Origin of the sequence: Devosia sp., from assembly GCF_014860165.1 — a bacterium.
In the GTDB taxonomy this organism is placed as follows: Bacteria; Pseudomonadota; Alphaproteobacteria; order Rhizobiales; family Devosiaceae; genus Devosia.
Window position 1 is genome coordinate 32164 of record NZ_JACZKG010000017.1, and the last position, 22572, is coordinate 54735.

The 22572-nt window shown below is 63.6% G+C and carries 23 protein-coding genes; 19 read left to right on the plus strand and 4 right to left on the minus strand.

Annotation, left to right across the window (positions count from 1 at the left end):
• Positions 1-3: 3 nt before the first annotated feature.
• The 13 genes from odhB to IH615_RS04565 all read left to right on the plus strand — a co-directional run bounded on the left by odhB (position 4) and on the right by IH615_RS04565 (position 11634).
• Positions 4-1299, plus strand: coding sequence for a 2-oxoglutarate dehydrogenase complex dihydrolipoyllysine-residue succinyltransferase (gene odhB / locus IH615_RS04505; protein ID WP_291360166.1), 1296 nt, complete (start codon positions 4-6; stop codon positions 1297-1299).
• A 70-nt stretch (positions 1300-1369) separates the two neighbouring features.
• Positions 1370-2128 (plus strand): SDR family oxidoreductase, encoded by a 759-nt coding sequence (locus tag IH615_RS04510; protein ID WP_291360167.1) that lies wholly within the window; start codon positions 1370-1372, stop codon positions 2126-2128.
• A 147-nt stretch (positions 2129-2275) separates the two neighbouring features.
• Positions 2276-2722, plus strand: a complete 447-nt coding sequence (locus tag IH615_RS04515; protein WP_291360168.1) for a hypothetical protein — start codon at positions 2276-2278, stop codon at positions 2720-2722.
• Positions 2723-2796: 74 nt separating this feature from the next.
• Entirely contained in the window at positions 2797-3282 is a 486-nt protein-coding gene (locus IH615_RS04520) for a hypothetical protein (protein WP_291360169.1), read from the plus strand.
• A 73-nt stretch (positions 3283-3355) separates the two neighbouring features.
• The gene (locus IH615_RS04525; RefSeq protein ID WP_291360171.1) at positions 3356-3988 is read left to right on the plus strand and encodes a LysE family translocator; all 633 of its coding nucleotides are present in this window, start codon (positions 3356-3358) and stop codon (positions 3986-3988) included.
• A gap of 18 nt (positions 3989-4006) precedes the next feature.
• Positions 4007-5416 (plus strand): dihydrolipoyl dehydrogenase, encoded by a 1410-nt coding sequence (lpdA, locus tag IH615_RS04530; RefSeq protein WP_291360172.1) that lies wholly within the window; start codon positions 4007-4009, stop codon positions 5414-5416.
• Between the two features lie 493 nt (positions 5417-5909).
• Positions 5910-6890: a TRAP transporter substrate-binding protein gene (locus tag IH615_RS04535; protein WP_291360174.1), complete on the plus strand. Its 981-nt coding sequence runs from the start codon at positions 5910-5912 to the stop codon at positions 6888-6890.
• A 270-nt stretch (positions 6891-7160) separates the two neighbouring features.
• A complete protein-coding gene (locus IH615_RS04540) occupies positions 7161-7655 on the plus strand; it encodes a TRAP transporter small permease (protein WP_291360176.1) in 495 nt (164 codons plus the stop codon).
• A gap of 5 nt (positions 7656-7660) precedes the next feature.
• Positions 7661-8944: a TRAP transporter large permease gene (locus IH615_RS04545; RefSeq protein ID WP_291360178.1), complete on the plus strand. Its 1284-nt coding sequence runs from the start codon at positions 7661-7663 to the stop codon at positions 8942-8944.
• 4 nt (positions 8945-8948) lie between these two features.
• Positions 8949-9698 (plus strand): FadR/GntR family transcriptional regulator, encoded by a 750-nt coding sequence (locus IH615_RS04550; RefSeq protein ID WP_291360180.1) that lies wholly within the window; start codon positions 8949-8951, stop codon positions 9696-9698.
• 2 nt (positions 9699-9700) lie between these two features.
• Positions 9701-10531: a 5-dehydro-4-deoxy-D-glucuronate isomerase gene (gene kduI, locus IH615_RS04555; RefSeq protein ID WP_291360182.1), complete on the plus strand. Its 831-nt coding sequence runs from the start codon at positions 9701-9703 to the stop codon at positions 10529-10531.
• The gene (gene kduD / locus IH615_RS04560; protein ID WP_291360184.1) at positions 10528-11292 is read left to right on the plus strand and encodes a 2-dehydro-3-deoxy-D-gluconate 5-dehydrogenase KduD; all 765 of its coding nucleotides are present in this window, start codon (positions 10528-10530) and stop codon (positions 11290-11292) included. Before kduI ends, kduD begins: the two co-directional genes overlap by 4 nt.
• 6 nt (positions 11293-11298) lie before the next feature.
• On the plus strand, positions 11299-11634 hold the full coding sequence (locus IH615_RS04565; protein WP_291360185.1) for a cupin domain-containing protein: 336 nt from the start codon (positions 11299-11301) through the stop codon (positions 11632-11634).
• 147 nt (positions 11635-11781) lie between these two features.
• Here IH615_RS04565 and IH615_RS04570 read toward each other — a convergent pair whose 3' ends face one another.
• Positions 11782-12402 carry a hypothetical protein gene (locus tag IH615_RS04570; protein ID WP_291360186.1) on the minus strand — a complete coding sequence of 207 codons (621 nt, stop codon included), beginning with the start codon at positions 12400-12402 and terminating at the stop codon, positions 11782-11784.
• Positions 12403-12476: 74 nt separating this feature from the next.
• Between IH615_RS04570 and IH615_RS04575 the strand changes: the two genes are divergently transcribed.
• The 5 genes from IH615_RS04575 (at position 12477) to IH615_RS04595 (ending at position 17109) form a co-directional block, all read left to right on the plus strand.
• Positions 12477-13088, plus strand: a complete 612-nt coding sequence (locus IH615_RS04575) for a trimeric intracellular cation channel family protein (protein ID WP_291360187.1) — start codon at positions 12477-12479, stop codon at positions 13086-13088.
• Positions 13085-13435, plus strand: a complete 351-nt coding sequence (locus tag IH615_RS04580; RefSeq protein WP_291360188.1) for a DUF4326 domain-containing protein — start codon at positions 13085-13087, stop codon at positions 13433-13435. Before IH615_RS04575 ends, IH615_RS04580 begins: the two co-directional genes overlap by 4 nt.
• Positions 13436-13496: 61 nt before the next feature.
• Entirely contained in the window at positions 13497-14708 is a 1212-nt protein-coding gene (uxuA, locus tag IH615_RS04585; RefSeq protein WP_291360189.1) for a mannonate dehydratase, read from the plus strand.
• 95 nt (positions 14709-14803) lie between these two features.
• Complete coding sequence (locus tag IH615_RS04590; protein ID WP_291360190.1) at positions 14804-16699, plus strand: ATP-binding protein; 1896 nt, start codon at positions 14804-14806, stop codon at positions 16697-16699.
• A gap of 14 nt (positions 16700-16713) precedes the next feature.
• Entirely contained in the window at positions 16714-17109 is a 396-nt protein-coding gene (locus tag IH615_RS04595; RefSeq protein WP_291360191.1) for a response regulator, read from the plus strand.
• 56 nt (positions 17110-17165) lie between these two features.
• Here IH615_RS04595 and IH615_RS04600 read toward each other — a convergent pair whose 3' ends face one another.
• Complete coding sequence (locus IH615_RS04600) at positions 17166-18521, minus strand: pyridoxal phosphate-dependent aminotransferase family protein (protein ID WP_291360193.1); 1356 nt, start codon at positions 18519-18521, stop codon at positions 17166-17168.
• Positions 18522-18726: 205 nt separating this feature from the next.
• Between IH615_RS04600 and IH615_RS04605 the strand changes: the two genes are divergently transcribed.
• A complete protein-coding gene (locus IH615_RS04605; RefSeq protein WP_291360195.1) occupies positions 18727-21126 on the plus strand; it encodes a bifunctional diguanylate cyclase/phosphodiesterase in 2400 nt (799 codons plus the stop codon).
• 6 nt (positions 21127-21132) lie between these two features.
• Here IH615_RS04605 and IH615_RS04610 read toward each other — a convergent pair whose 3' ends face one another.
• On the minus strand, positions 21133-22275 hold the full coding sequence (locus tag IH615_RS04610) for a succinylglutamate desuccinylase/aspartoacylase family protein (RefSeq protein ID WP_291360197.1): 1143 nt from the start codon (positions 22273-22275) through the stop codon (positions 21133-21135).
• A 7-nt stretch (positions 22276-22282) separates the two neighbouring features.
• Complete coding sequence (locus tag IH615_RS04615) at positions 22283-22570, minus strand: MTH1187 family thiamine-binding protein (RefSeq protein WP_291360199.1); 288 nt, start codon at positions 22568-22570, stop codon at positions 22283-22285.
• Positions 22571-22572: the final 2 nt, after the last annotated feature.

A 22572-nucleotide genomic window follows, 5' to 3' on the forward strand; every position in this document is an offset into this window, starting at 1 on the left:
ACAATGTCGACTGAAATCCGCGTCCCGACGCTGGGCGAAAGTGTCACCGAAGCCACTATCGGCCAGTGGTTCAAGAAGGTGGGCGACACTGTCGCCGCCGATGAACCCATCGTTGAACTCGAGACCGACAAGGTGACCATCGAAGTACCCGCGCCTGCCGCCGGCGTGCTCGAGGCCATCGCTGCCGAAGCCGGCACCACTGTCGATGTGGGCGCCTTGCTGGGCGCCATCGGTGGCTCGGGTGCTGGTGCCGCCACCGCGGCGCCCGCTGCCGCTCCGGCTCCGGCCAAGACCGAAGTGCCCGCCGCCAATGCTGCCGGCCCCGAGCCGATCAAGCCGGCAGGTACGGGCATGCCGCCGGCTCCTTCGGCGCAGAAGCTGATCAACGAGAGCGGCGTCAACGGCTCGGATATCGATGGTTCGGGCAAGCGTGGCCAGGTGCTCAAGGAAGACGTGCTCGCCGCGCTCGCCAAGCCAGTGGCCGTGGCCGAGGCACCGGCCGTGGCCCAGGCCGCGCCGGCTTCGGCTCCCGCTGCCAAGCCGGCTGAAGCCCCCAAGACGCCCGCCGCGCCGCGCGCCCCGGTTTCGGCCGACGATGCCAGCCGCGAAGAGCGGGTCAAGATGACCCGCCTGCGCCAGACCATTGCCCGCCGCCTCAAGGATGCGCAGAACACCGCGGCGATGCTGACCACCTTCAACGAGGTGGACATGCAGCCGGTGATGGACCTGCGGACCCAGTACAAGGAGCTGTTCGAGAAGAAGCATGGCGTCAAGCTGGGCTTCATGGGCTTCTTCACCAAGGCCGTGGTGCATGCGCTCAAGGAAATCCCGTCGGTCAATGCCGAGATCGATGGCGACGACCTGATCTACAAGCAGTATGCCCATATCGGCGTGGCCGTGGGCACCGACAGGGGCCTGGTGGTCCCGGTGGTGCGCGACGCCGACCAGATGAGCATTGCCGATATCGAGAAGTCGATCAACGCGCTGGGCAAGAAGGCGCGCGACGGACAGCTGTCGATGGCCGACATGCAGGGCGGCACCTTCACCATCTCCAATGGTGGTGTCTATGGTTCGCTGATGTCGACGCCGATCCTCAATGCGCCGCAGTCTGGCATTCTTGGCATGCACAAGATCCAGGAGCGGCCGGTCGTGGTCGGCGGGCAGATCGTCATCCGCCCGATGATGTATCTGGCGCTGAGCTATGATCACCGCATTGTCGATGGCAAGGAAGCCGTGACCTTCCTCGTCCGCGTCAAGGAAAGCCTCGAAGCACCGGAACGCCTGGTTCTGGACCTCTAGGGTCCAACGCTCTAGTTTGCAGAGGGTCGGGGCTATGCTCCGGCCCTTTTTGCTTTTGGGGGGCAGGGTGATGGACAAGGGCGTGGTGATCGTTACCGGTGGGTCGCGGGGGATTGGCGCGGCGACGGCAAGGCTTGCCGCGGCGCGCGGCTATGCCGTGGTGGTCAACTACTCCGCCAGCGCCGATGCGGCGCAGGCAGTCTGTGCCGACATCCACGCACGGGGTGGCAAAGCTGCCGCGGTGCGCGGCGATGTTTCGCTGGAAGCCGATATCGACCACATCTTTGCCGCGGCGGACCGGCTGGGGAGGCTGGCGGGCCTGGTCAACAATGCCGGCGTCATTGACCGCGTCGCGCGGGTCGATGAATTCGACACGGCCCGGCTGACCCGCATGTTCGCCGTCAATACGATGGGGACCATTCTCTGCAGTGGCCGCGCGGTGCGGCGTATGTCGAGCCGGTATGGCGGCAAGGGTGGCGCCATCGTCAATATCACCTCGGCAGCGGCCAAGCTGGGGGCGCCGGGAACCTATGTCGACTATGCGGCGGCCAAGGGCGCGGTGGACAGTTTTACGGTCGGGCTGGCGCTGGAAGTGGCCGCCGAGGGCATTCGCGTCAATGGCGTGCGCCCCGGGATCATCGATACCGAACTCCACGCCGCGGGCGGCGATCCGGACCGGGCGGCGCGCATGGCCGCCAGCCTGCCGATGCCACGGGTGGGAACGGCGGAGGAGGTGGCGCGGGCGATCCTGTGGCTGCTGTCGGACGAGGCGAGCTACACGACCGGCACGGTGATCGACGTCACCGGCGGGCGGGGAATCCGACCCTAGAATTTGCCGCATTGGGGTGTGAAGAGCGGGCATTGGCGGGTGTTCACCTGCTCGTTACGCCGCGCGGCGGTCAATGCTAACAGTCTGTTAACGTCATTGGTCCAGATGCGGTGGGGTGCCAATAGAATTTTCGGAGTAGCAGGCCTTTTGCGACCACTGATTTTCCCGGCCGTCATCTGGCTTCTTGCCCTTGCCCCCACCGCCGCACAGGATGCTGCCGACGCCGAACTGATCGGCGAGTTGATGGCGTTCCATGGCTCGCAGGCCATCGTTTCGGCGATGACCACGCATTGCTACGAAACCACCGGGCTCGACCCGGCCTATCAGAGCGCCAATGACAACTGGTATCTGCGCAATATCGGCTTCCTCGACCTGGCCGACCGGGTGATCGTTCGGTTGGGCGGGGGCGCCGAAGGGCAGCAGGAAGCGGCCGAAACCTATGGCGGCAGCCAGATCATGAGCGCCTATAACCAGGCCGAGGACAAGGACGCGTTCTGCCGGGCCTTTCTCGAGCAGGTCGATGGCGGCGCGCTCGACATCGACAAGCAGTTGCCCGATGCGCTGGCCAAGGCGCAGGCCATCGCCGCGCAATAACACCCCCTGCCCATGGGTTGGCTGATCCTCTTGGCCAGCTATTGTAGCCGCAGCACGACCGGCGGGGGCAAATCATGCTGCGAATGACTGTTTTGGCCGGGCTGCTGCTGGCCGGAAGCGCGCAAGCCGCCGAATGCACCATCAGCAATGCCCGGTACGAGCACGACCAGGCAGCATGGCACCTGAGCTTCAAGCCAGTGCCAAAATTTTCGGCTCCAAACCAGACAGCGGCGTTCATCATCGAGCTGCCCAACTCCGCCGTGACGCTGGAGGGTGCGGTGCACCGACCCAACGGCTTTGGCTCCCCGCTCTGGTCGATCAGCGGCCCCTGCTCGGAAACCAGCACGGAGAGCTGCACCTTCGTCGAGGGCAATCCGGCCGCCTATGGCAATTATGGCGGCAAGGTTGGCTGGTTCGACGATGCGCCCGGCGCGACGGCGCCCGACCAGTTCATCCTGCCGCAGCTCGCGATGAGCCTCTGGTATTCGATGTATCGCGAGAATGAGTTCGTCGCGGACAACAATGAGGGCGACGTGTTCACGCTCACCGGCTGCGACTGACGGGAATCTTCGTTTCCCTCCACCACGGACTTCGATAAACAGAGGTTCCGATCTCTCGCGTGTGGTGATGCGCATGAACTTTCCCTGGCTCGAATTTGCCGCGCTGATGCTCGCCTTCGGCATCAATGCCGTCATCCCCGGCGCCGATTTCGCCATGGTGCTGCGCCAGTCCATCGCGCATGGTCGCCGCGCGGCCCTGTTCACCTCGGCCGGCATTGCCACCTCGATCCTGGTCCATGGCAGCTATACGCTGCTGGGCATCGGCGTCATCGTCGGGCAGTCGCTGCTGGTGTTCAACATCATCAAGTGGGTCGGCGCCGCCTATCTGGTCTGGCTGGCCATTTCGGCGCTGCGCAGCCCGGCGCCCAAGCCGCCCGAAGAGGGGCGCCTCGCCTCGGTCCGGCCCGGCGATTTCGCGGCATTCGCGCTGGGTTTCCTCACCAACCTGCTCAACCCCAAGGCGGTGCTGTTTTTCCTCGCGCTCTTCACCACCCTGGTCTCGGCCCATACCGGTGGCGACATCAAGGTGATCTATGTGCTGAGCATGAGCATCATGCTTTTTGCCTGGTTCGCTTTGGTCTCGGTTTTCTTTACGACAGCCTCGGTACGACAGGGCTTTTTCCGCTTTGGCCGATGGTTTAATCGGGTCACCGGCATTACATTCATCCTGCTGGCGGTGCGTGTCGCACTCGCCCAGCAGCACTAGACAGTTTTGGGGCTCCCTATGGCAGACGTTTTCGATCTCATCATCATTGGCTCGGGTCCGGGCGGCTATGTCGCGGCGATCCGCGCGGCGCAGCTGGGGATGAAGGTCGCGGTCGTGGAGAAGTGGGCGACGCTGGGCGGCACATGCCTGAATATCGGCTGCATTCCCTCCAAGGCCTTGCTGCATGCCTCTGAGCTGTTCGAGGAGGCCGGGCATGGCTTCAAGGCGCTGGGCATCGATATTCCCGCGCCGGTGCTGAACCTGCCCATGATGATGAACCACAAGACCGAAACGGTCGCGGCCAATGTCGGGGGCGTCGACTATCTGTTCAAGAAGAACAAGATCACCACCCTGCGCGGCATCGGTACCATCGTGTCGCCCGGCAAGGTGCTGGTGACGCCGCAATCGGGCGATGCCACCGAAGTCGAGACCAAGAATATCGTCATCGCCACCGGCTCGGTATCTGCCGGTCTGCCGGGCATCGAGATCGACGAGAAGCGCATCGTGACCTCGACGGGCGCGCTTGGTCTGGACAAGGTGCCGGGCAAGCTCCTGGTCATCGGCGCCGGCGTGATCGGGCTGGAGCTCGGTTCGGTGTGGGCGCGGCTGGGCGCGCAGGTGACCGTGGTCGAATATCTCGACCGCATCCTGCCCGGCATGGACAGCGAAGTGGCCCGCCAGTTCCAGCGCATGCTGCAGAAGCAGGGCATGGAATTCAAGCTGTCGAGCAAGGTCGCCGGCATCGACAAGCAGGACGACGGCTCGCTCAAGGTACGGGTCGAGCCGGCCAAGGGCGGCGACATGGAAATTCTCGATGCCGATGTGGCGCTGGTCGCCATCGGCCGCAAGCCGTTCACCGAGGGGCTGGGGCTGGACATTGTCGGCGTGGCGCTGGACGAGCGCGGCCGGGTGCGCGTCGACGCGCATTACAAGACGTCGGTCGACGGCATCTATGCCATTGGCGACGTGATTGCCGGCCCGATGCTGGCGCACAAGGCCGAGGACGAGGGCATTGCGGTGGCCGAGATCCTCAACGGCCAGGCCGGGCACGTGAACTATGCGGCTATCCCGGCGGTGGTTTACACCAATCCGGAAATCGCTTCGGTCGGCAAGACCGAGGATGAGCTCAAGGCCGAAGGCATCGACTACAAGATCGGCAAATTCCCCTTCACCGCCAATGGGCGCGCCAAGGCGATGCTGGCGACGCAGGGTTTCGTCAAGATTCTGGCCGATGTCGAGACGGACCGGGTCCTGGGCGCCCATATCGTGGGCAAGAATGCCGGCGAGATGATCCACGAGCTGGTGGTGCTGATGGAGTTCTCGGGCTCGGCAGAGGATCTGGCGCGCTCGACCCATGCCCACCCGACGCTGTCGGAAGCGGTGCGCGAAGCGGCATTGTCGCTGGGGGATGGCGCGATCCATATCTGAGGGCTTTTCTGCTCAAGGCCATAAAGGGCTCCGGCGCCGCGCCGGGGCCCTTTTGTTTTGGGCATGCCGAAGCGGCCGGCTCACCCCACCACTGTTCACGCCACTCGGGCGAACCCCGAGCGGCCATGTCACCCAAAATCGCTCCACTGGAGCGATCTTGCCTGCGGCCGGATCGAAGCCGGCAGGCCGCTCATGCGTGTGGTTAGGAGGGGGTACTCCGATGCCTGTGGCGGTCGTGGTCGGCTAGGTGCAGAGCCCTCGGGTCAAGCCCTGATTGACGGCCGGTGGGCTGGACGAATAGTCATCATACAACATCCTGAGTTTTGTATGTTGACTTACCAGTCCCTCTTCCATACCAGTTTCAACACCAAGCCTGCTCGGAGTCCAGAGGGCGCGTGCGGACTTGAGCGAGGGGTGAAACCCGTCGCGTGCAACGGCATCGGCAAACGGCGCGGAGGACGGGCCGGACCGGTGCCACTTTGGGAGGACATCCATGTTTCATCTGCCTAAACTGGCAGCGACGGCGCTCGTTGTTGCATCCCTGATGGTTTCGACCGCCAGCGCCCAGACGGTGCTGCGCTCATCCGATACCCATCCGGACGGCTATCCGACCGTCGAGGCGGTCAAGTATTTCGGTGAACTGCTGAGCGAAAAAACCGGCGGGCGCTACTCGGTCGAAGTGTTCCACTCGGCCCAGCTGGGTCAGGAAGCTGACACGATCGAACAGACCCAGTTCGGCGTGATCGATCTCAATCGCATCTCCATCGGCGCCTTCGGCACCCAGGTGCCGGAAGCGACGGTAACGCAGCTGCCATATATCTTCCGCTCGGCAGATCACTTCCACGCCGTGCTGGACGGTCCGATCGGCGAGGAAATCCTGGCTGCCTTCGACGCCGTCGATGTGGTGGCCCTCGCCTATTACGACGGCGGCGCCCGCTCGTTTTACAACAGCGAAAAGCCGATCGCCTCGATCGAGGATATGGCAGGCATGAAGATGCGCGTCATGCAGTCGGACATTTTCGTCGACATGGTCGCGGCCTTGGGCGGCAATGCCACGCCGATGCCTTATGGCGAAGTCTATTCGGGTATCCAGACCGGCGTCATCGACGGTGCCGAGAACAACTATCCGAGCTACGACACGGCCGGCCATGCCGAAGTCGCCAAGTATTACTCGCTCGACGAGCACCTGATGGTGCCGGAAGTGCTTGTCATCTCCAAGATCGTCTGGGACGGGCTGACCCCTGAAGATCAGGCCCTGTTCCGCGAAGCGGCCAAGGAGTCGGTGGCCAAGCAGCGTGAGCTGTGGGCCGCCAAGGAAGTTGAATCCAAGGCCAAGGTGGAAGCCCTGGGCGCCCAGATCAATACGGTCGACAAGGCCCCCTTCATCGAAGCCATGAAGCCGGTTTACGAAAAGTACGTCACCGATCCCAAGCTGCAGGACCTGGTGGCGCGCATTCAGGCGACTGAAGGCTAGCCTGACCGATCCTAGGCGTGGCTCAATTCTGGCCACCCACACCGAACGGCACCTCCCCCTTTGATGGGGGAGGTTGGGAGGGGGTGACGGGAGCCCCGATACTGGGGCCAGCATACCCCCACCCTAGCTGCGCTAGCCCCTTTCAGGGCCAAGCTTCGCTACCCTCCCCACAAGGGGGAGGGTGATCGACGAAGAAGCTGGGGAAGGTGGAGCAGAGCTCACCATGAGGTCTAAACAATGAAATCCTGGCTATTGCCAATCAGTCGCGGCTTGGGGCGACTTTCAAGCGCCATCCTGTGGCTGGCCGGCATTGGCCTGATCGCCATGACTGTCATCGTCGCCTATCAGGTGTTCATGCGCTTCGTGATCAACGCGTCGCCGTCGTGGACGGAAGCTGGCGCGATCATGCTGGTCACCTGGTTCGTGTTTCTGGGCGCCGCTGTCGGCGTGCGCGAAAACTTCCATATGGGTTTTGACGTGCTGCTTTATGTGTTGCCCGGCGGCGCCAAGCCCTGGCTGCGCGGCATCAGCGACGTCGCCATCTTCGCCTTTGCCTTCGGCATGCTGTGGTATGGCGGGGAACTGGCGATACGCTACTGGTCGACCCGCATTCCGGTGCTCGGACTGCCAACCTCCTTCACCTATTTCCCAATCGTGGTTTCGGGCTTTCTGATGTGCCTGTTTGCGGCTGAGCGCTTCCTGCTGCGTCTCGCCGGCGAGCCGGTCGATGACGTCGCGGCCGACCCTGCTATCACCGAGGCCTGACGCATATGGAATACTGGATTCTCTTCGGCGTCTTCACGGTACTGATGGTGATCGGTACGCCGATCGCCTATTGCCTGGGCATTGCCAGCTTCGCCACCATCATCTATCTCGGCCGCCCGGCCATCGTGGTGTTCCAACAGCTCAATTCCGGCGTCTCGGCGTTCAGCCTGCTGGCCATTCCATTCTTCATCTTTGCCGGAGACCTGATGATGCGTGGCGGCATAGCCGAGCGCATCATTGCTTTCGCCGGCTCGCTGATCGGACATGTGCGTGGCGGCCTGGGGCAGGTCAATATTGCGGCGTCGACGCTGTTCGGTGGTATTTCCGGCTCGGCCGTGGCTGAGGCGGCCGCCGTCGGCGGGATCATGATCCCGCAGATGAAGGCGCGGGGCTATGGTACGGACTACGCGGTCAACGTCACCTCGATGGCGGCGCTGATCGCCCTGCTGCTGCCGCCCAGCCACAACATGATCATCTATTCGCTCTCTGGCGGCGGCAATATCTCCATTGCCGACCTGTTCACTGCAGGCATCATTCCGGGCCTGCTGCTGGCGCTGGCGCTGAGCGTCACCGCCTATATCGTGGCGGTCAAGCGCGGCTACCCGACCGAGCCCTTTCCCGGCTTCAGGAAGGCCGGTTATTTCCTCGTCGTTGCCATTCCCGGACTGATGCTGATCGCCATCATCTTCGGCGGGGTTCGTTCGGGCATTTTTACCGCCACGGAAAGTTCGTGCATCGCGGTATTCTACGCGTTCTTCGTGACGCTGCTGGTCTATCGCTCGCTGAGCTGGAGTGAGTTCGTGCATTCGGTGCTGGGGGCGGTGCGGACGACGTCGATGGTGCTGTTCATCATCGGCGCGGCGGCGTCGTTTGGCTGGCTGATGGCCTATCTCAAGGTGGCGATCATTCTCACCGACGGAATCGCGGCGATCTCGAGCGATCCGCTGGTGGTGCTGCTGCTGATCAACGTTCTGCTGCTGGTGCTCGGTACCTTCATGGATATGGGGCCGCTCATCATCATCACCACGCCCATCTTCCTGCCGATCGCCAAGTCCTTTGGCATCGACCCCGTGCATTTCGGGGTGATCATGATCCTCAACCTGGGCATCGGGCTCAACACGCCGCCGCTGGGGCCGGTGCAGTTCGTTGCCGCGGCCGTGGGCAAGATATCGGTCTGGGATGCGATGAAGAGCATCTGGCCATTCTATCTGGCCGGGATCGTCGTGCTGGGGCTCGTTACCTACATTCCGGCGCTGTCGCTCTGGCTGCCGGCGCTGTTCCGGGGATAGGGTGATGAGTCTCAGCGACGAGATGACAATTCCCGGGCGCAAGCCGAAGCTGGCTGACCTCGTGATCGGGACGCTGCGCAAGCGCATCAGCGCCGGCGAATACCGCGCAGGCACCAAGCTGCCGACCGAGAGCCAGATGACCACGATATTCGGCGTCAGCCGCACCGTGGTGCGGGAGGCGATCGCGGCCTTGTCGGCCGATGGACTGGTGCAGCCGCGGCAGGGGGCCGGGGTGTTCGTCGTCGGCAATGCGGCGAGCCCATTCACGGCAATCGGCGCGGACACGTCCAACAAGATTTCGGTCGCCATCAATGTGCTCGAAGTGCGCATGGGGATCGAGATCGAGTCGGCGGGGCTGGCGGCGCTGCGTCGCAGCGCCAGCCAGGAGGCGGCGATCCAGGAGGCGTGGAACGAGTTCGAGCGGCTGATGAAGCTCGGGACGCCCACGGGCAAGACCGATTTCGCCTTTCATCGCGCCATCGCGGCGGCGACGAACAATCCATTCTACATCGAGGTGCTGGACGGGCTGGGCAGCCGGACCATTCCCTGTGACGTGGCTTCGCCATGGGGCACGGAAAGCGTGCTGACATTCGAATATCAGGCGGGGCTGCAACGGGAGCACCTGGCCATTCTCAAGGCCATTTCGGCGCAGGATGCCGGGGCGGCGCGCGAGGCGATGCGCCAGCATCTGTCGCTGAGCCAGGAGCGCTATCGCCAGCGGCTGCGTGAACAATCGACGGCAAAACAGGACTGAGCATGAGTACCGATTTCGACATCCGCTTCGCCATTGACCCGGTCAGCGCCGCCACCATGAATACCGAGGAGCTGCGCGACCATTTCCTGGTCAACGACCTGTTCGTTCCTGGCGCTGTCAACTGGACCTATACCCACTACGACCGCATGGCGGTGGGCAGCGCGGCGCCAGACGCCAAGCCACTGGTGCTGGAGACCATCAAGCCGACCGGCACGGAGAACTTTCTCGACCGGCGTGAGCTGATCGCCGCCAATATCGGCGAGGCGGGAACAATCACGGTTGATGGTACCGATTATGCAGTGGGCGCGCGCGACATGCTTTATGTGGGCATGGGCGCCCAGGATGTGCGGTTTGCCGGCCAGGGCGCCAAGTTCTACCTGCTCAGCGCCCCGGCCCATGCCAGCCATCCCACGACCCTGATCAGGCAGAGCGACGCCAAGCGGCTGGATCTCGGGAGCCAGGAGACGGCGAACGAGCGCAGCATCTTCCAGTTCGTCAATGCCGACAGCGTCAAGACCTGCCAATTGGTGGTGGGGCTGACCAGCTTCGCGCCCGGCTCGGTGTGGAACACCATGCCGGCGCATGTGCATGACCGGCGCATGGAGGCCTATCTCTATTTCGACCTCAAGCCGGATGCCTTCGTGGTGCATCTGATGGGCGAGCCGGACGAGACGCGGCACCTGATCGTGCGCAATGAGGAGGCGGTGATCTCGCCGCCCTGGTCGATCCATTCGGGCGCGGGGACGGGGGCCTATACCTTCATCTGGGCGATGGCCGGCGACAATGTCGACTATACCGATGTCGACAAGATCGGCATGGACGAATTGCTGTGAGCGATCTCAGCGCATTCAGCCTCGCCGGCAAGACCATCATGGTCACGGGCGCCAATACCGGGATCGGGCAGGGCATCGCGCTATCGGTGGCCCGGGCCGGCGGCAGGGTGATCGGGGTCGGGCGCTCCAGCATGGAGGAGACGGAAGGCCTGGTCCGCGGCGCCGGGGCAGCCTTTGTCGGCATGGGCGCCGATCTCTCGTCGGTGCCGGCGGCGCAGGACATGTTCGAGGCGGCGTGGATCGCCCATGGGCCGATCGACGGGCTGGTCAACAATGCCGGCATCATCAAGCGGGTGGACGCGGTGGACTTCACCGAAGCCGACTGGGACCAGGTGATGGACATCAATCTCAAGACGATGTTCTTCCTGTGCCAGGCGCTGGGGCGGAAGGCGATCGAGGCTGGACGGGCCGCCAGGATCGTCAATATCGCGTCGATGCTGAGCTTTCAGGGCGGTATTCGCGTCGCCAGCTATACGGCCTCGAAAAGCGGTGTGCTGGGTATTACGCGGCTGCTGGCCAATGAGTGGGCGGCCAAGGGCATCAACGTGAACTCGATCGCGCCAGGCTATATCGAGACCAACAATACCGAGGCTTTGCGGGCCGATCCCGACCGTTCGGCATCCATTCTCGGACGCATTCCGGCGGGACGCTGGGGCGTACCGTCCGACATTGGCGACGCGGCGGTGTTCCTGCTGTCGGGCGCTTCCAACTATATGCATGGCGCCGTCATCCCGGTGGATGGCGGGTGGCTGGCGAGGTAAATCAGAGTGACTGAACAGAAACTGTTCGCGCAGGCGGATGAGGGCGAGACGGTGGTGCTCGCGCCGGGCAATACGCGGCGCGTGCTGATCCATACGCCCGAGCTGATGCAGGTGGAATTCGGCTTCGACAAGGGCGCGGTCGGGGCGCTGCATAGTCATCCGCATGTGCAGGTGAGCTATGTGGCCGAGGGGACCTTCGAGGTGACGATCGACGGCAAGACGGCAGTCGTTGGCACGGGGGGCAGCTTCATCGTGCCATCTGGGCTGGTGCATGGTGTGGTGGCGCTGGAGAAGGGGCGACTGGTTGATGTGTTTACGCCGCTGCGGGCGGACTTCTTGTAGGGTGAGGTCTCCTCACACGCCGCGGTGTCATTCCGGCGAAGGCCGGAATCCATGCGGCGAGCGCGCCACACGCTGGATGTCGCTGAGGACCACGGACGTGGATTCCGGCCTTCGCCGGAATGACACCGTGGTTGGGTTGGCTAGAGATCACCCGATCTCCTCCAGCATCGCTGCATAGGCCTCGTCATGCCTTCCGGCCCAGTTGGGTTTGCCCGGCCCGGTGAATCGGCCCCGTCTCGGCGGGATGAAGCTGTAGATCTTGCGCTCCGATTCTTGGCGCCATTGCAGGTTGAAGGCGGCGAGCCTGGGGAAGAATTCCATGTCGGAATAGGGGAGGTGGTCATGCACCCACCAGGCCATGGCTTCCCAATCGCCGGTGCGCTCGTAATAGGGCACGAAGCGGTTGACGACCACGCAGGCGGTGGCGCCCATGCGGCCGCTGGCGTCGCGGCGGTCCCAGATGTGGCCGGCATAGTTGGTTTCGTTGCGGCCGCAATTGAGCTTGTTGATATTGCCGAAATGGTTGACCTCGGGCGAGCGATAGGCGGAGCGGATGGAGATCTTGCCGAAACGGGCCTGCAGCGGTTCGAGCAGGGTTTCGCAGAGCACTCTGCCGGCGGCGATGGCGAGGTCCGGATCATCGGGGATGTTCTGGAAACCGTGGATCACGGCGATCTCGGAATAGAGAAAATCGCGCAGGAAGAAGTTCTCGCTGAGCCTGACACGGCCGAGATCTTCGAGGCCTTTGACGGATTTGGGCTGGCGCATGGCGGCTCTCACTGGACGCGGCAATCTCTTGCGGTAACGTGGCGCCGCACAACCCGGTTTCGACAGGACGCCTGATGCTCGAGGTCATTTTCTACATCGCCATTACCGCCGAGGCGATGACCGCGGCACTGGCCGCCGGGCGGCGCAAGATGGACTGGTTCGGCGTGTGCCTGCTGGCCTGCGTCACCGCCCTGGGCGGGGGAACCATCCGGGACATCTTTCTCGACCACTATCCGCTGTACTGGGTCAGGAACCCCTATGTGCTGCTGCTGGTCTGCGGGGCGGCGCTGCTGACCATCGCCATGGCCCGGGTGGTGGATCGGCTTCGCTGGCCGTTCCTGCTGCTGGATGGGCTGGGGCTGGTGGTCTTCACCATCATTGGCTGCAACATCGCCATGGAAATGGGGTCCCATCCGCTGATCGTGCTGATTGCTGGCATGGTGACCGGCATTTTCGGCGGCATCCTGCGCGACGTGCTGTGCAATGACGTGCCGCTGGTGTTCCGGGGCGAGCTCTATGCCACCGTCTCGATCGTGACCGGGGCGATCTACTATTTCGGCCTTGCCGCCAATATCTACCCCGATGTGGTGATCATCGCGGCCATTGCCGTGGGTTTCCCGCTGCGCGTGCTGGCCATCGTCAAGAAGTGGGAAATGCCCAAATTCGTCTATGACAAGGAGCTGTGATGAAACCAGTGCGCATCGTGCTGTCGCGTCGCGCGGGGTTTGACCTGCAGGCCGTTTCACAGGCGCTGAACGGACTGCCGGCGCAATCGGTGGCGCGTCCCGGGCCGTGGGGCAATCCTTTCACCATTGCCGAGGTGATGGAGGAGGCTGGGCTCGACAAAGAAGCCGCCCAGGCCGAGGCGGTGGCGCGCTACGGGCGCTGGATCGCGGGCGAACTCAAGGGGCCAAAGCCGCCGCCGGCCCGCGAGAGAATCCGGACCGAGCTGGCGGGCAGGAACCTTGCCTGCTGGTGCCGCGAAGGCTCGCCCTGTCATGTCGATGCGCTGCTCAGGTTGGCCAACGAATAGGACTTTCGCGCCGTGCCACGATGTGGCAAGGCACTACCATACAAGAAGACGGAGCCTGATTTTGCGACAGACTTGGCGGTGGTTCGGTCCCAAGGACCTGTGCAGCATCGACGACATTACCCAGGTGGGTGCGATGGGGGTCGTCAGCGCCCTGCATCATGTGCCCAATGGTGCTGTGTGGACGCCTGAGGAAATCGCCAAACGGCATGCCGAAATCGGCACACGCAAGGACGGGACGCCATCGGGCCTGACCTGGGACGTGGTGGAAAGCCTGCCGGTCTCCGAGGATATCAAGAAGCAGAAGAATGCCTGGCGCGAGCATATCGAGACCTACAAGATCTCGATGCGGAACCTCGCCGACAGCGGCATCGAGGTCATCTGCTACAATTTCATGCCGGTGCTGGACTGGACGCGCACCGACCTGCGCTGGGCAGTGCCCAATGGCGGTTCGTGCATGCGGTTCGACATCAACGACTTCGCCGCATTCGACATCCATGTCCTGCAGCGCCGGGGCGCCGCGGCCGACTACACCAATGCCATTGCCGACGAGGCGGAGCGGCGCTTTGCCGGCATGGACGATGCCGAACGCAAGCAGCTGGCGCGCAATGTCACCATGGGCCTGCCAGGCTCGACGGAGTCGATGACGCTAGAGGATGTCCAAGCGCATCTGGACGAATATGGCGCCATCACCCGCGAGCGGCTGCGCGCCAATTTCGTCGATTTCCTCGATGCGGTGGTCCCCACCGCCGAAGACCTGGGCCTGCGGTTGTGCTGCCATCCCGATGATCCGCCGTTCGCGCTGCTCGGCCTGCCCAGGGTGATGTCGACCGCGGCCGACTACCAGTACATCCTGGATGCCGTGAACAGCCCGGCCAATGGCATGACCTTCTGCACCGGCTCGCTGGGGGCGCGGCCGGACAACGACCTGCCCACCATGTTCGAACAGTTCGCCGACAAGGTGCATTTCCTGCACCTGCGCAACGTCAAGCGCGACAATGACGATGTCATGGGCTCGTTCTACGAGGCCGAGCACCTGGCCGGGGATACCGACATGGTCGCCGTCATTGCGGCGGTGGTGCGTGAGGAGCGTCGACGCAAGGCGGCCGGGCGCAAGGACCATGTCATTCCCATGCGTCCGGACCACGGCCAGGACATCCTGGACGATCTGGGACGGCGTTCGCAGCCGGGTTATCCCACTATCGGCAGGATGAAGGGACTGGCGGAACTGCGAGGGGTCGTGACGGCGCTGGAGCATGCCGAGTTCGGGCTCTAGAGGCGCCCGAATACCTTCACGTTCCGAACAATAGTTTACCACTTGTCAAAATGTTGGGCCCAAAGTCGTGGTGAGTTATTGCGCGAGGCGCTCCCTTGGCCTTCCTGACCTTTCTGCAGCGGGTGATGAACTGGTTCGTCCCCGAGCACCTGAGCGGGGACCTGCATACGCGCAAGCGTGTGCAGATGTTCATCATCAGCCATGTGTTCGGACCGATCATCGCCACGCCGATCCCGCTGTTCCTGTGGTTCAATGATCCGCGGCCCTGGCCGCAGGTGCCGATCCTGGCGGCGTCCATCTACGGCTTCTGGCCATTCCTGGCGCTGGTGAAGCTGTTTCCGCGCGCCTATACGCCGCTGGCCATGGCCTCGGTGCTCAATCTCACCTTCTGCATCCTGTGGGGCACCTATAACTATGGGGGAGCAAGTTCCCCGTTCCTCGTCTGGCTGGTGCTGACGCCGCTGCTGGCCTTCATGTATATGGGCTCGACCTGGACAGCGCGCATCTTCGTGCTTGGCCAGATCACCCTGGGCATTGCCGGACTTTACGGCGCCTATCTCTATACCGACTTCCCCGTGCATATCCCAGTGGAGAACATGGTCGTGGCGGGGGTGCTGTCGGCGCTGGGCTCGAACATCTACGTGTTCATGATGGCGGCCTATTATTCCAGCGTGGTGGATAGCCAGTCCGAGCTGATCAAGGAAATCGACCGCCACCAATCCACGCTCAAGGCCCTGACCCGCGCCAAGGACGATGCCGAGCGTGCCAACGGCGCCAAGTCGGAATTCCTGGCCAAGATGAGCCACGAGCTGCGCACGCCGCTCAATGCGGTGCTTGGCTATTCCGAACTGCTGCTCGAAGACGCCGAACTCGACGGGCGGGGCGAACAGATCGCCGACCTGCAGAAGATCAGTGCCGCCGGCAAGCATCTGCTGGCCATGGTCAACGACATTCTCGACATCTCCAAGATCGAGGCGGGCAAGATGGTCCTGCATGTGGAGAATGTCGACCTCGACAAGCTGATCGACGAGATCGAGGCGACGGCCCGTCCGCTGGCGGCCAAGAATGCCAACAGCTTCATGGTCGAGCGCGGCCCCGATCTCGGCGTCATGCGGGCCGATATTACCAAGCTGCGCCAGGCGATCTTCAACCTTCTCTCCAATGCCGCCAAGTTCACGCAGAACGGGCAGATAACCCTGAGCGTCAAGCGGAACGGGGACTGGATGGAAATTGCCGTTGCCGATACGGGCATCGGTATCTCCCAGGAACAACAGAAGGTGCTGTTCTCCAATTTCACCCAGGCCAGTTCCAAGATTGCTGCGGTCTATGGTGGCACTGGGCTGGGCCTGTCGCTGAGCCAGAATCTGTGCCGGTTGATGGGCGGGCGGATCGAGATCGAAAGCGAATCTGGAAAGGGCAGTCTGTTCACCATTCGGCTGCCAGCGCAGGTGGAACAAGCCGCTGCCGAGCCCATCATATCGGCGCTGCCACTGCCGCTGCGCCACAAGCAGGCCGGGTTTCCTGCCGATGGCGAGGCCGAAGCGGACGAGGCCGCGGCCGGGCGCGCCGGATCGAGCCGAGATGCCACCATCCCCGACCAGCGGCCACGCCTGCTCGTGGTCGATGACGACCGCAGCTTCCTCGAACTGGCCGAACGCCTCTTCGCGCGGGAAGGCTACACGCCGATCTGTACCGACGCGCCGCAATCGGCGCTGCAGATTGCCCGGACAGTCAAGCCAGCGGCGATCTTCCTTGACATACTAATGCCAGGATTTGATGGCTGGGATGTGCTGGCGGCGCTCAAAGCAGATCCGGTCACCGCAGACATCCCGGTCTTCATGATCTCAATCCTCAGCGAACGCTCAAAGGCGCTGGCGGCCGGGGCGGACGGGATCGTGATGAAGCCGTTTGACGGCAGCAAGGTCAAGGCAGCTCTTGCGGGGCTCAAGGCCACGCGTGGTCAGCTGCGCGCCAAGGCCGTCAACGGATAGGACGGAGTTTCGAGATGGCACTGGTTTTGATCGTCGAGGACAATCCGATCAATCGCGACGTGCTTGGCCGGCGGCTGGAACGACGTGGCTTCTCCATCCGCTTCGCCGAGGACGGACCGAGCGGCATCGCGGCTGCCAAGGCCCTGATGCCCGACGTGATCCTGATGGATATCGGCCTGGGCGAAATGGATGGCTGCGAAGCGACGCGCCGCATCCATGCCGATCCGGAAATGGCGGCCATGCCGATCATCGCGCTCACCGCCAGCGCGTTTGAAAGCGATCGGGCCAAGGCCCTGGCCGCCGGCTGCATCGACTTCGAGACCAAGCCGGTGGACCTGCCGCGCCTGCTGGGCAAGATGCAGGCCGTGCTGGGGCCCAAGACCCCGGCAGCGGCCATGAGTTTCGGATAGGCTTCGCCCGCTCTGCGCCCCCTGAGGGGCAACGGCTGCGGCGGGGCGCCGTGCAGTCAGGCGATGGCGCCCGCCACATGGGCCCGGCTCGCATCGGCCTGCCCCTCGTGACCCAGGCGATATTCAAGATCGGCCTCGCGCATGGCCTTGGCCAGGATGGCAACGACCTGATCGATGTCGTCGCTGGTATGGGAGGCCATAACCTGGAAGCGGAATCGGGCGCCGCCCTGCGGAACAGCGGGGTATTCAACTAGATTGGCGATGCCGCCCATGGCCATGAGGTGACGGCTGGCAAACCGGCCGACGCCTTCGAGACCCAGCCGGACCGGGACGATGGGCGAGGGATCGCCCAGGGTCTCGAGGCCGGCGCGCGTCATCTCGGCGCGCAGGTGGAGGATGTTATCCATCAGCTTGCGGCGCAGCAGACGACCCTCTTCGGAGCGCACGATATCGAGGGCACAGAGCACGGTTGCGGCCTGCACCGGCGAGAGGGCGTTGGAGAAGGTGTGGGTGGCGCTGTAATATTTCAGATATTCGGCGGTGGCCCTGTCCCTGACGGCGATGAAGCCGCCATTGGAGGCGAAGGTCTTGGAGAAGCTGCCGATAATGATATCGGCCGCATCAAGGGCGTTCTGCAGGCCAAGGTGGCCGAGACCGTCTTCGCCCATGGAGCCCAGATCGTGGGCGCAGTCGACCAGCAGCGTGGCGTTGTAGGTGTCGCAGAGCGCGCGCATGGCCAGCAGGTCAGGCGTATCGGAATGCATCGAGAACAGGCTCTCGGTGATCACCAGGATACCGTTGTCCTTGTCGCTGGCGCGGATGCGCTCGAGCTTGCGGGACATCGCCTCTAGGTTGAGGTGGCCGTGATAGTGGATATTGGGTGTGGCGGCCTTGGCGCCTTCCTGCAGGCAGGAATGGGCCAGGATATCCATGACGACATGATCGTTGGCGCGGACGAAGCCCTGCACCGAGCCGTAACCGGCGGCCCATCCGGTGGGATAGAGCACGATTTCCCGGCCGCCCAGGAACTGGGAGAGCCCCTGTTCGAGCAACAGGGAATTGGTGGTGTTGCCGAGCAGCGCTGCCGAGCCGGCGCTGTGGACGCCATATTCGTCGATGGCCTTGTGGGCCGCCGCCTTGATGGCGGGATGAGAGGACAGGCTCAGATAATCCTGGCTGGCGAAGTTGATGCCGGCGAAGGTGGCGCCGGTATCGCTCATGGCTTCGCAGCGGGCCTGTGGCGCGGTGGAGGTGGAGCGGGCATAGGGCCAGAGGTCGTGCTCGCGACGCAGGTTCTGCCATTCGTAAAATCCGGCGACGCGACCGATCAGATCGGAACCGTGGGGGGAGCGGAAGTCACGCAGGCTGCCGGTCAGCGCACTCTCGGGAACCGAGTTGGTCTTGGTGGTCATGCACACTCTCCGGAAAGGACCCTGCCGCTCTCTCAGCGGGGCAAAGCTAATGTTGGCGCTCAAGTCGACTAACGACCGCAGTTTATTATGGTTAGCCTTACCAGAGTACAATTCGAAGTTAAGGAAAGGCTAATTGTAGAAGTTTGTACCCCGTTGCGAAGCTGACTCATACGCAAAATTAAGCGCTGGACGACATCCTGCGTCCATGAGCGCCATTCCGGGTTCGGGCCTGATTTCCCTGATAAACGGCTTTGTCGACCGCGCCATCGGTGCGGACGGCCTGACGCCGCGTGTCCGCGACAAGCTGCTGCGCCAGCAATTGGGTTCCGCGGCGCGGATGGCGCCGGCCATGCTGGCAGCCTCGCTGGTGGTTTCGACGGTGTTCCTGGCCCTGACCTGGCAGACGTCGCGCTTCTGGCCGATCCTCGCCGCAGTCTGCGCCATCATCATGATCGGAGCGCACGGCACCTATCTCGCATTTGCCAGGACGCCGAACCGGACAGAGGGGCCGCCTCGGGCTTCCGTCATTCGCACTATCGCCTATGCCGCGTTGCTGGGCAGTCTTTGGGGATTTGTGTTGTACCTGCTGCCGGTGGACCAGAGCCCCACCATGCGCGGTGCGGTGACTATCGGCGTCGGCGGGCTGGTTTGCGTCTCGACGATGGCGCTGGTCCACTATCCGCAGGCCCTGGCGGCGTTTTTCATTCCACTCATCGTGGGGGCCCTGAGCACCGTGCTTAGCCTGGGCAGCCTGCCTGACATCTGGGTGCTTGGCACGCTGCTGATGGGCTTCACGCTCATCATGGTGGTGGTTACGCTCAACCATGCGGCTGCCTTTGCCAGCTATCGCGCCTCCGAAACGCTGGTCAGGGAAAAGAGCGAAATCATTGGCCTGCTGCTACGTGAGTTCGAGCAAAGCACCTCGGACTGGATCTGGGGATTTGATGCCGACGGCGCCATCAATCGCATGTCGGCCGGATTCACCATGGCAACCGGGGTGGCCGAGGAGGCATTGCGGGGTGCCGATTTCGTGCATTTCCTGCGCTGCATCACCCCACCTGATGACCCCCTAATGTTGCATGTCGAAAGGGACGTGCAGAAGCGGCAGACCTTTCAGGACATCGAATTGCGGGTGATCGCTGACGGAAGGGAATGCTGGTGGGCCCTGACGGGCAAGCCGGCTTTCGACGAAGCGGGCAATTACCTGGGCTATGTCGGCACCGGCTCGGACGTGACCGAGCGCAAGGTCGCCGAGCGACGCATTACCATGCTGGCGCATCATGACCCGCTGACCGGCCTGCTCAACCGCACCAAGTTCACCGAACAACTGGGCAGTTGCGTCGCACGGCTGGAACGGCACGGAGCACCGTTCTCAGTGATGTTCCTCGACCTTGACCAGTTCAAGGCGGTCAATGACAGCCGGGGTCATCTGGCCGGCGACAAGGTGCTGGTGCAGATCGCCCGCCGCATCCAGGGGCTGGTGCGCGAAACCGACCTGGCCGCCCGGCTGGGTGGCGACGAATTCGCGATTATCCTGCCCAATGACAGCCATGCCGAGGGCCTTGGCCGGTTGGCGACGCGGCTGATTGAGGAGATCAAGCGCCCCATCGCTATCGAGGGCGACCAGGTAAGCGTCGGGGTGAGCATCGGGATCGCCATGGCCCCTGCCAACGGCAGGCTGGCCGATGAGATCCTGCGCAATGCCGATCTGGCGCTCTATCGCGCCAAGGCGGCCGGACGCTCGGTGTTTCGCTTCTTCGAAAGCCAGATGGATTCGGAAGCTCAGGATCGGCGGCTGCTTGAGGGGGAGCTGCGCGAGGCGATTCAAAACGACGAACTGGTGCTGTTCTACCAGCCGCAGGTGTCGGCCGACGACGCCACACCCACGGGCTTTGAAGCGCTGATCCGCTGGAATCACCCGGTTCGCGGCCTCATATTGCCGGCCGAGTTCATTCCGATCGCCGAGCATTCCAACCTTATCGTCGATATCGGCGACTGGACGATCGTGGAGGCGTGCCGCGCGGCAGCCAGCTGGCCGGAGCAGCTGACGGTGGCGGTCAATCTATCGGCCAAGCATTTCCGCCGCTCGGACATCGCCATGGTGGTGAAACGTGCGCTGGCGGTGTCGGGGCTCGCCGCCCCGCGACTCGAAATCGAGATCACCGAAGGGCTGCTGATGGAGGATCCGGACGCGATAATCGGCAGGCTCGTGGAGATTCGGGACCTGGGCGTCACCATCGCCATGGACGACTTCGGCACTGGCTATTCGAGCCTCAGTCACCTGCTGAAGTTCCCCTTCGACAAGATCAAGATTGATCGCTCTTTCGTCGACGCCTCTGGTGACGACGAGGTGGCGCGCGACTTCCTCAAGGCGATTGCATCGCTGGGCAAGACGCTCAAGCTGACGATCACCGCCGAGGGTGTCGAGACCAGGGCACAGGCTCAGTTCCTTGCCGGGATCGCCTGCCACCAGTTGCAGGGTTTCTATTTCTCGCAGCCGCTCGATCATGTCGCTTTGGCGGATTACCTGCTGACCCATGTCCCGCCGCTGGCCCCCGCCGTCAAGGCCGAGGCGGAAGCCAGGCTGTCGGCGCTGGCCGGGTAGGGGCCGTCAGTCTTCCAGCAGATACGCGCCTGCGCGGGTGGGCAGCACCTCGGTGCCGACAATCTTGGCGATGCTGGCGCCCCGAACGACGTATTTGCCCATGACCCGCGAGAGCACGAAGCCGTCGGTTCCCGCCAGGATCGGCCGACGGGCCATATAGGCCTCGGACCCATCCATCGCGATGAGATCGGCAATGGGCTGGCCTTTCTGCACCCGGGCGCCGAGTTCGACGCGGTAGGCCAGGAGCCCAGGCGCGTCGACCCGCAGCACTTCGGTCGCCTCGAACGGCGTTGGACCGGGTGCGGAGGCCGGACGCGCGCCGGGATCGGCCGCGATGAGGCCCCGAGCGGCAAAGAAGCCGAAGAGCCCGGCCGCGTCCTCCTCGCCGATGGCGTCGAAGCTGTCGGCGCGGCCGCGATATTCGAGTGTGGCGGTCTCGGCGCCTGACGGAATGGGATGGTCGGGATGGGCCAGGCGCGCCTTGCGATAGAGGGTGGGCAGCACCTCGTCGAAGGAACCGCCGCCACTGTCCTCGGCGGTGAGTGTTGCCGCGACGCCCATCCAGTCGGCGAGGTCCTGCAGGCCCGGCATCAGCTCGGGCGAGGTGAAGATGTGCTTGAGGCTGTCGTCGTCGCAGTGGAGATCAAGCACGATGTCCGCGGCGGCTGCCGATCTGAGCACGAGCAGGCGCAACTGCTGGATCGCCGTGCGCGGCTGCTGCATGTCGATCCAGGCGGCGACGGCGGCGCGGATGATGGCGATGTTGGCTCTGCCATCGCCGGTCAGCTTGCCGGCGATGGAGTCCGCCACCTGCGGGTAGAGATCGGGCCAGCGGCGGTTGTAGTTGATGCCTGTTTCGATGTCGTAGCGGCCGATGTGATGGCGCAACGTGTAATTGCCCAGGCCCAGCGGGTTCACCGAGGGGAAGATGGTGAAATGCGCTCGCAACTGGCCGGCGGCATCAGCATCGCGCAATCGCGGCAGCAGGTGATGCAGCGCCATGGTGCCGGGCTGCTCGTCGGCATGCAGCGCTGCCTGCAGGTGGATGCGCGTTTCGGCATCGTCCGGGCCGATAGTGTACCAATAGAGCTTGGTCGTGGTGCCGGGCGTATCGCCGATGAGGTTGGTGTGGTGCAGTTGGAAGGTCATGGGTTCCTCAGGCAAGGCTCGCCAGTTTGTCGGCCATGGTCTGGGCCTTGTCGTTGCGGGTCGAGAACGACATGGTGCAGAAGATGCGTTCGACGCCCATGTCGTGCAGGCGGGCGCAGCAGGCCTCGATGCAGGCCGTGACGGCGGCCATTTCGCCTTCGATATTGGTGCCGTTGGCATGCATGTGATGGCTGAGCCCCGAGGCGTCGATGATGTCCCGTACTTCCCTTATATAACCGGATACGGACGGGCCGACGCCCATGGGGACGATGCACAGATCGGCGATGATCTTCATGG

What these genes read in the sequence shown, in the direction of transcription:
- odhB (WP_291360166.1), top strand. Translation starts at nt 4, where the DNA reads ATGTCGACTGAAATCCGCGTCCCGACGCTGGGCGAAAGTGTCACCGAA.
- IH615_RS04510 (WP_291360167.1), top strand. Translation starts at nt 1,370, where the DNA reads ATGGACAAGGGCGTGGTGATCGTTACCGGTGGGTCGCGGGGGATTGGC.
- IH615_RS04520 (WP_291360169.1), top strand. Translation starts at nt 2,797, where the DNA reads ATGCTGCGAATGACTGTTTTGGCCGGGCTGCTGCTGGCCGGAAGCGCG.
- IH615_RS04525 (WP_291360171.1), top strand. Translation starts at nt 3,356, where the DNA reads ATGAACTTTCCCTGGCTCGAATTTGCCGCGCTGATGCTCGCCTTCGGC.
- lpdA (WP_291360172.1), top strand. Translation starts at nt 4,007, where the DNA reads ATGGCAGACGTTTTCGATCTCATCATCATTGGCTCGGGTCCGGGCGGC.
- IH615_RS04535 (WP_291360174.1), top strand. Translation starts at nt 5,910, where the DNA reads ATGTTTCATCTGCCTAAACTGGCAGCGACGGCGCTCGTTGTTGCATCC.
- IH615_RS04545 (WP_291360178.1), top strand. Translation starts at nt 7,661, where the DNA reads ATGGAATACTGGATTCTCTTCGGCGTCTTCACGGTACTGATGGTGATC.
- IH615_RS04550 (WP_291360180.1), top strand. Translation starts at nt 8,949, where the DNA reads ATGAGTCTCAGCGACGAGATGACAATTCCCGGGCGCAAGCCGAAGCTG.
- kduI (WP_291360182.1), top strand. Translation starts at nt 9,701, where the DNA reads ATGAGTACCGATTTCGACATCCGCTTCGCCATTGACCCGGTCAGCGCC.
- IH615_RS04570 (WP_291360186.1), bottom strand. Translation starts at nt 12,402, where the DNA reads ATGCGCCAGCCCAAATCCGTCAAAGGCCTCGAAGATCTCGGCCGTGTC.
- IH615_RS04575 (WP_291360187.1), top strand. Translation starts at nt 12,477, where the DNA reads ATGCTCGAGGTCATTTTCTACATCGCCATTACCGCCGAGGCGATGACC.
- IH615_RS04595 (WP_291360191.1), top strand. Translation starts at nt 16,714, where the DNA reads ATGGCACTGGTTTTGATCGTCGAGGACAATCCGATCAATCGCGACGTG.
- IH615_RS04600 (WP_291360193.1), bottom strand. Translation starts at nt 18,521, where the DNA reads ATGACCACCAAGACCAACTCGGTTCCCGAGAGTGCGCTGACCGGCAGC.
- IH615_RS04605 (WP_291360195.1), top strand. Translation starts at nt 18,727, where the DNA reads ATGAGCGCCATTCCGGGTTCGGGCCTGATTTCCCTGATAAACGGCTTT.
- IH615_RS04610 (WP_291360197.1), bottom strand. Translation starts at nt 22,275, where the DNA reads ATGACCTTCCAACTGCACCACACCAACCTCATCGGCGATACGCCCGGC.
- IH615_RS04615 (WP_291360199.1), bottom strand. Translation starts at nt 22,570, where the DNA reads ATGAAGATCATCGCCGATCTGTGCATCGTCCCCATGGGCGTCGGCCCG.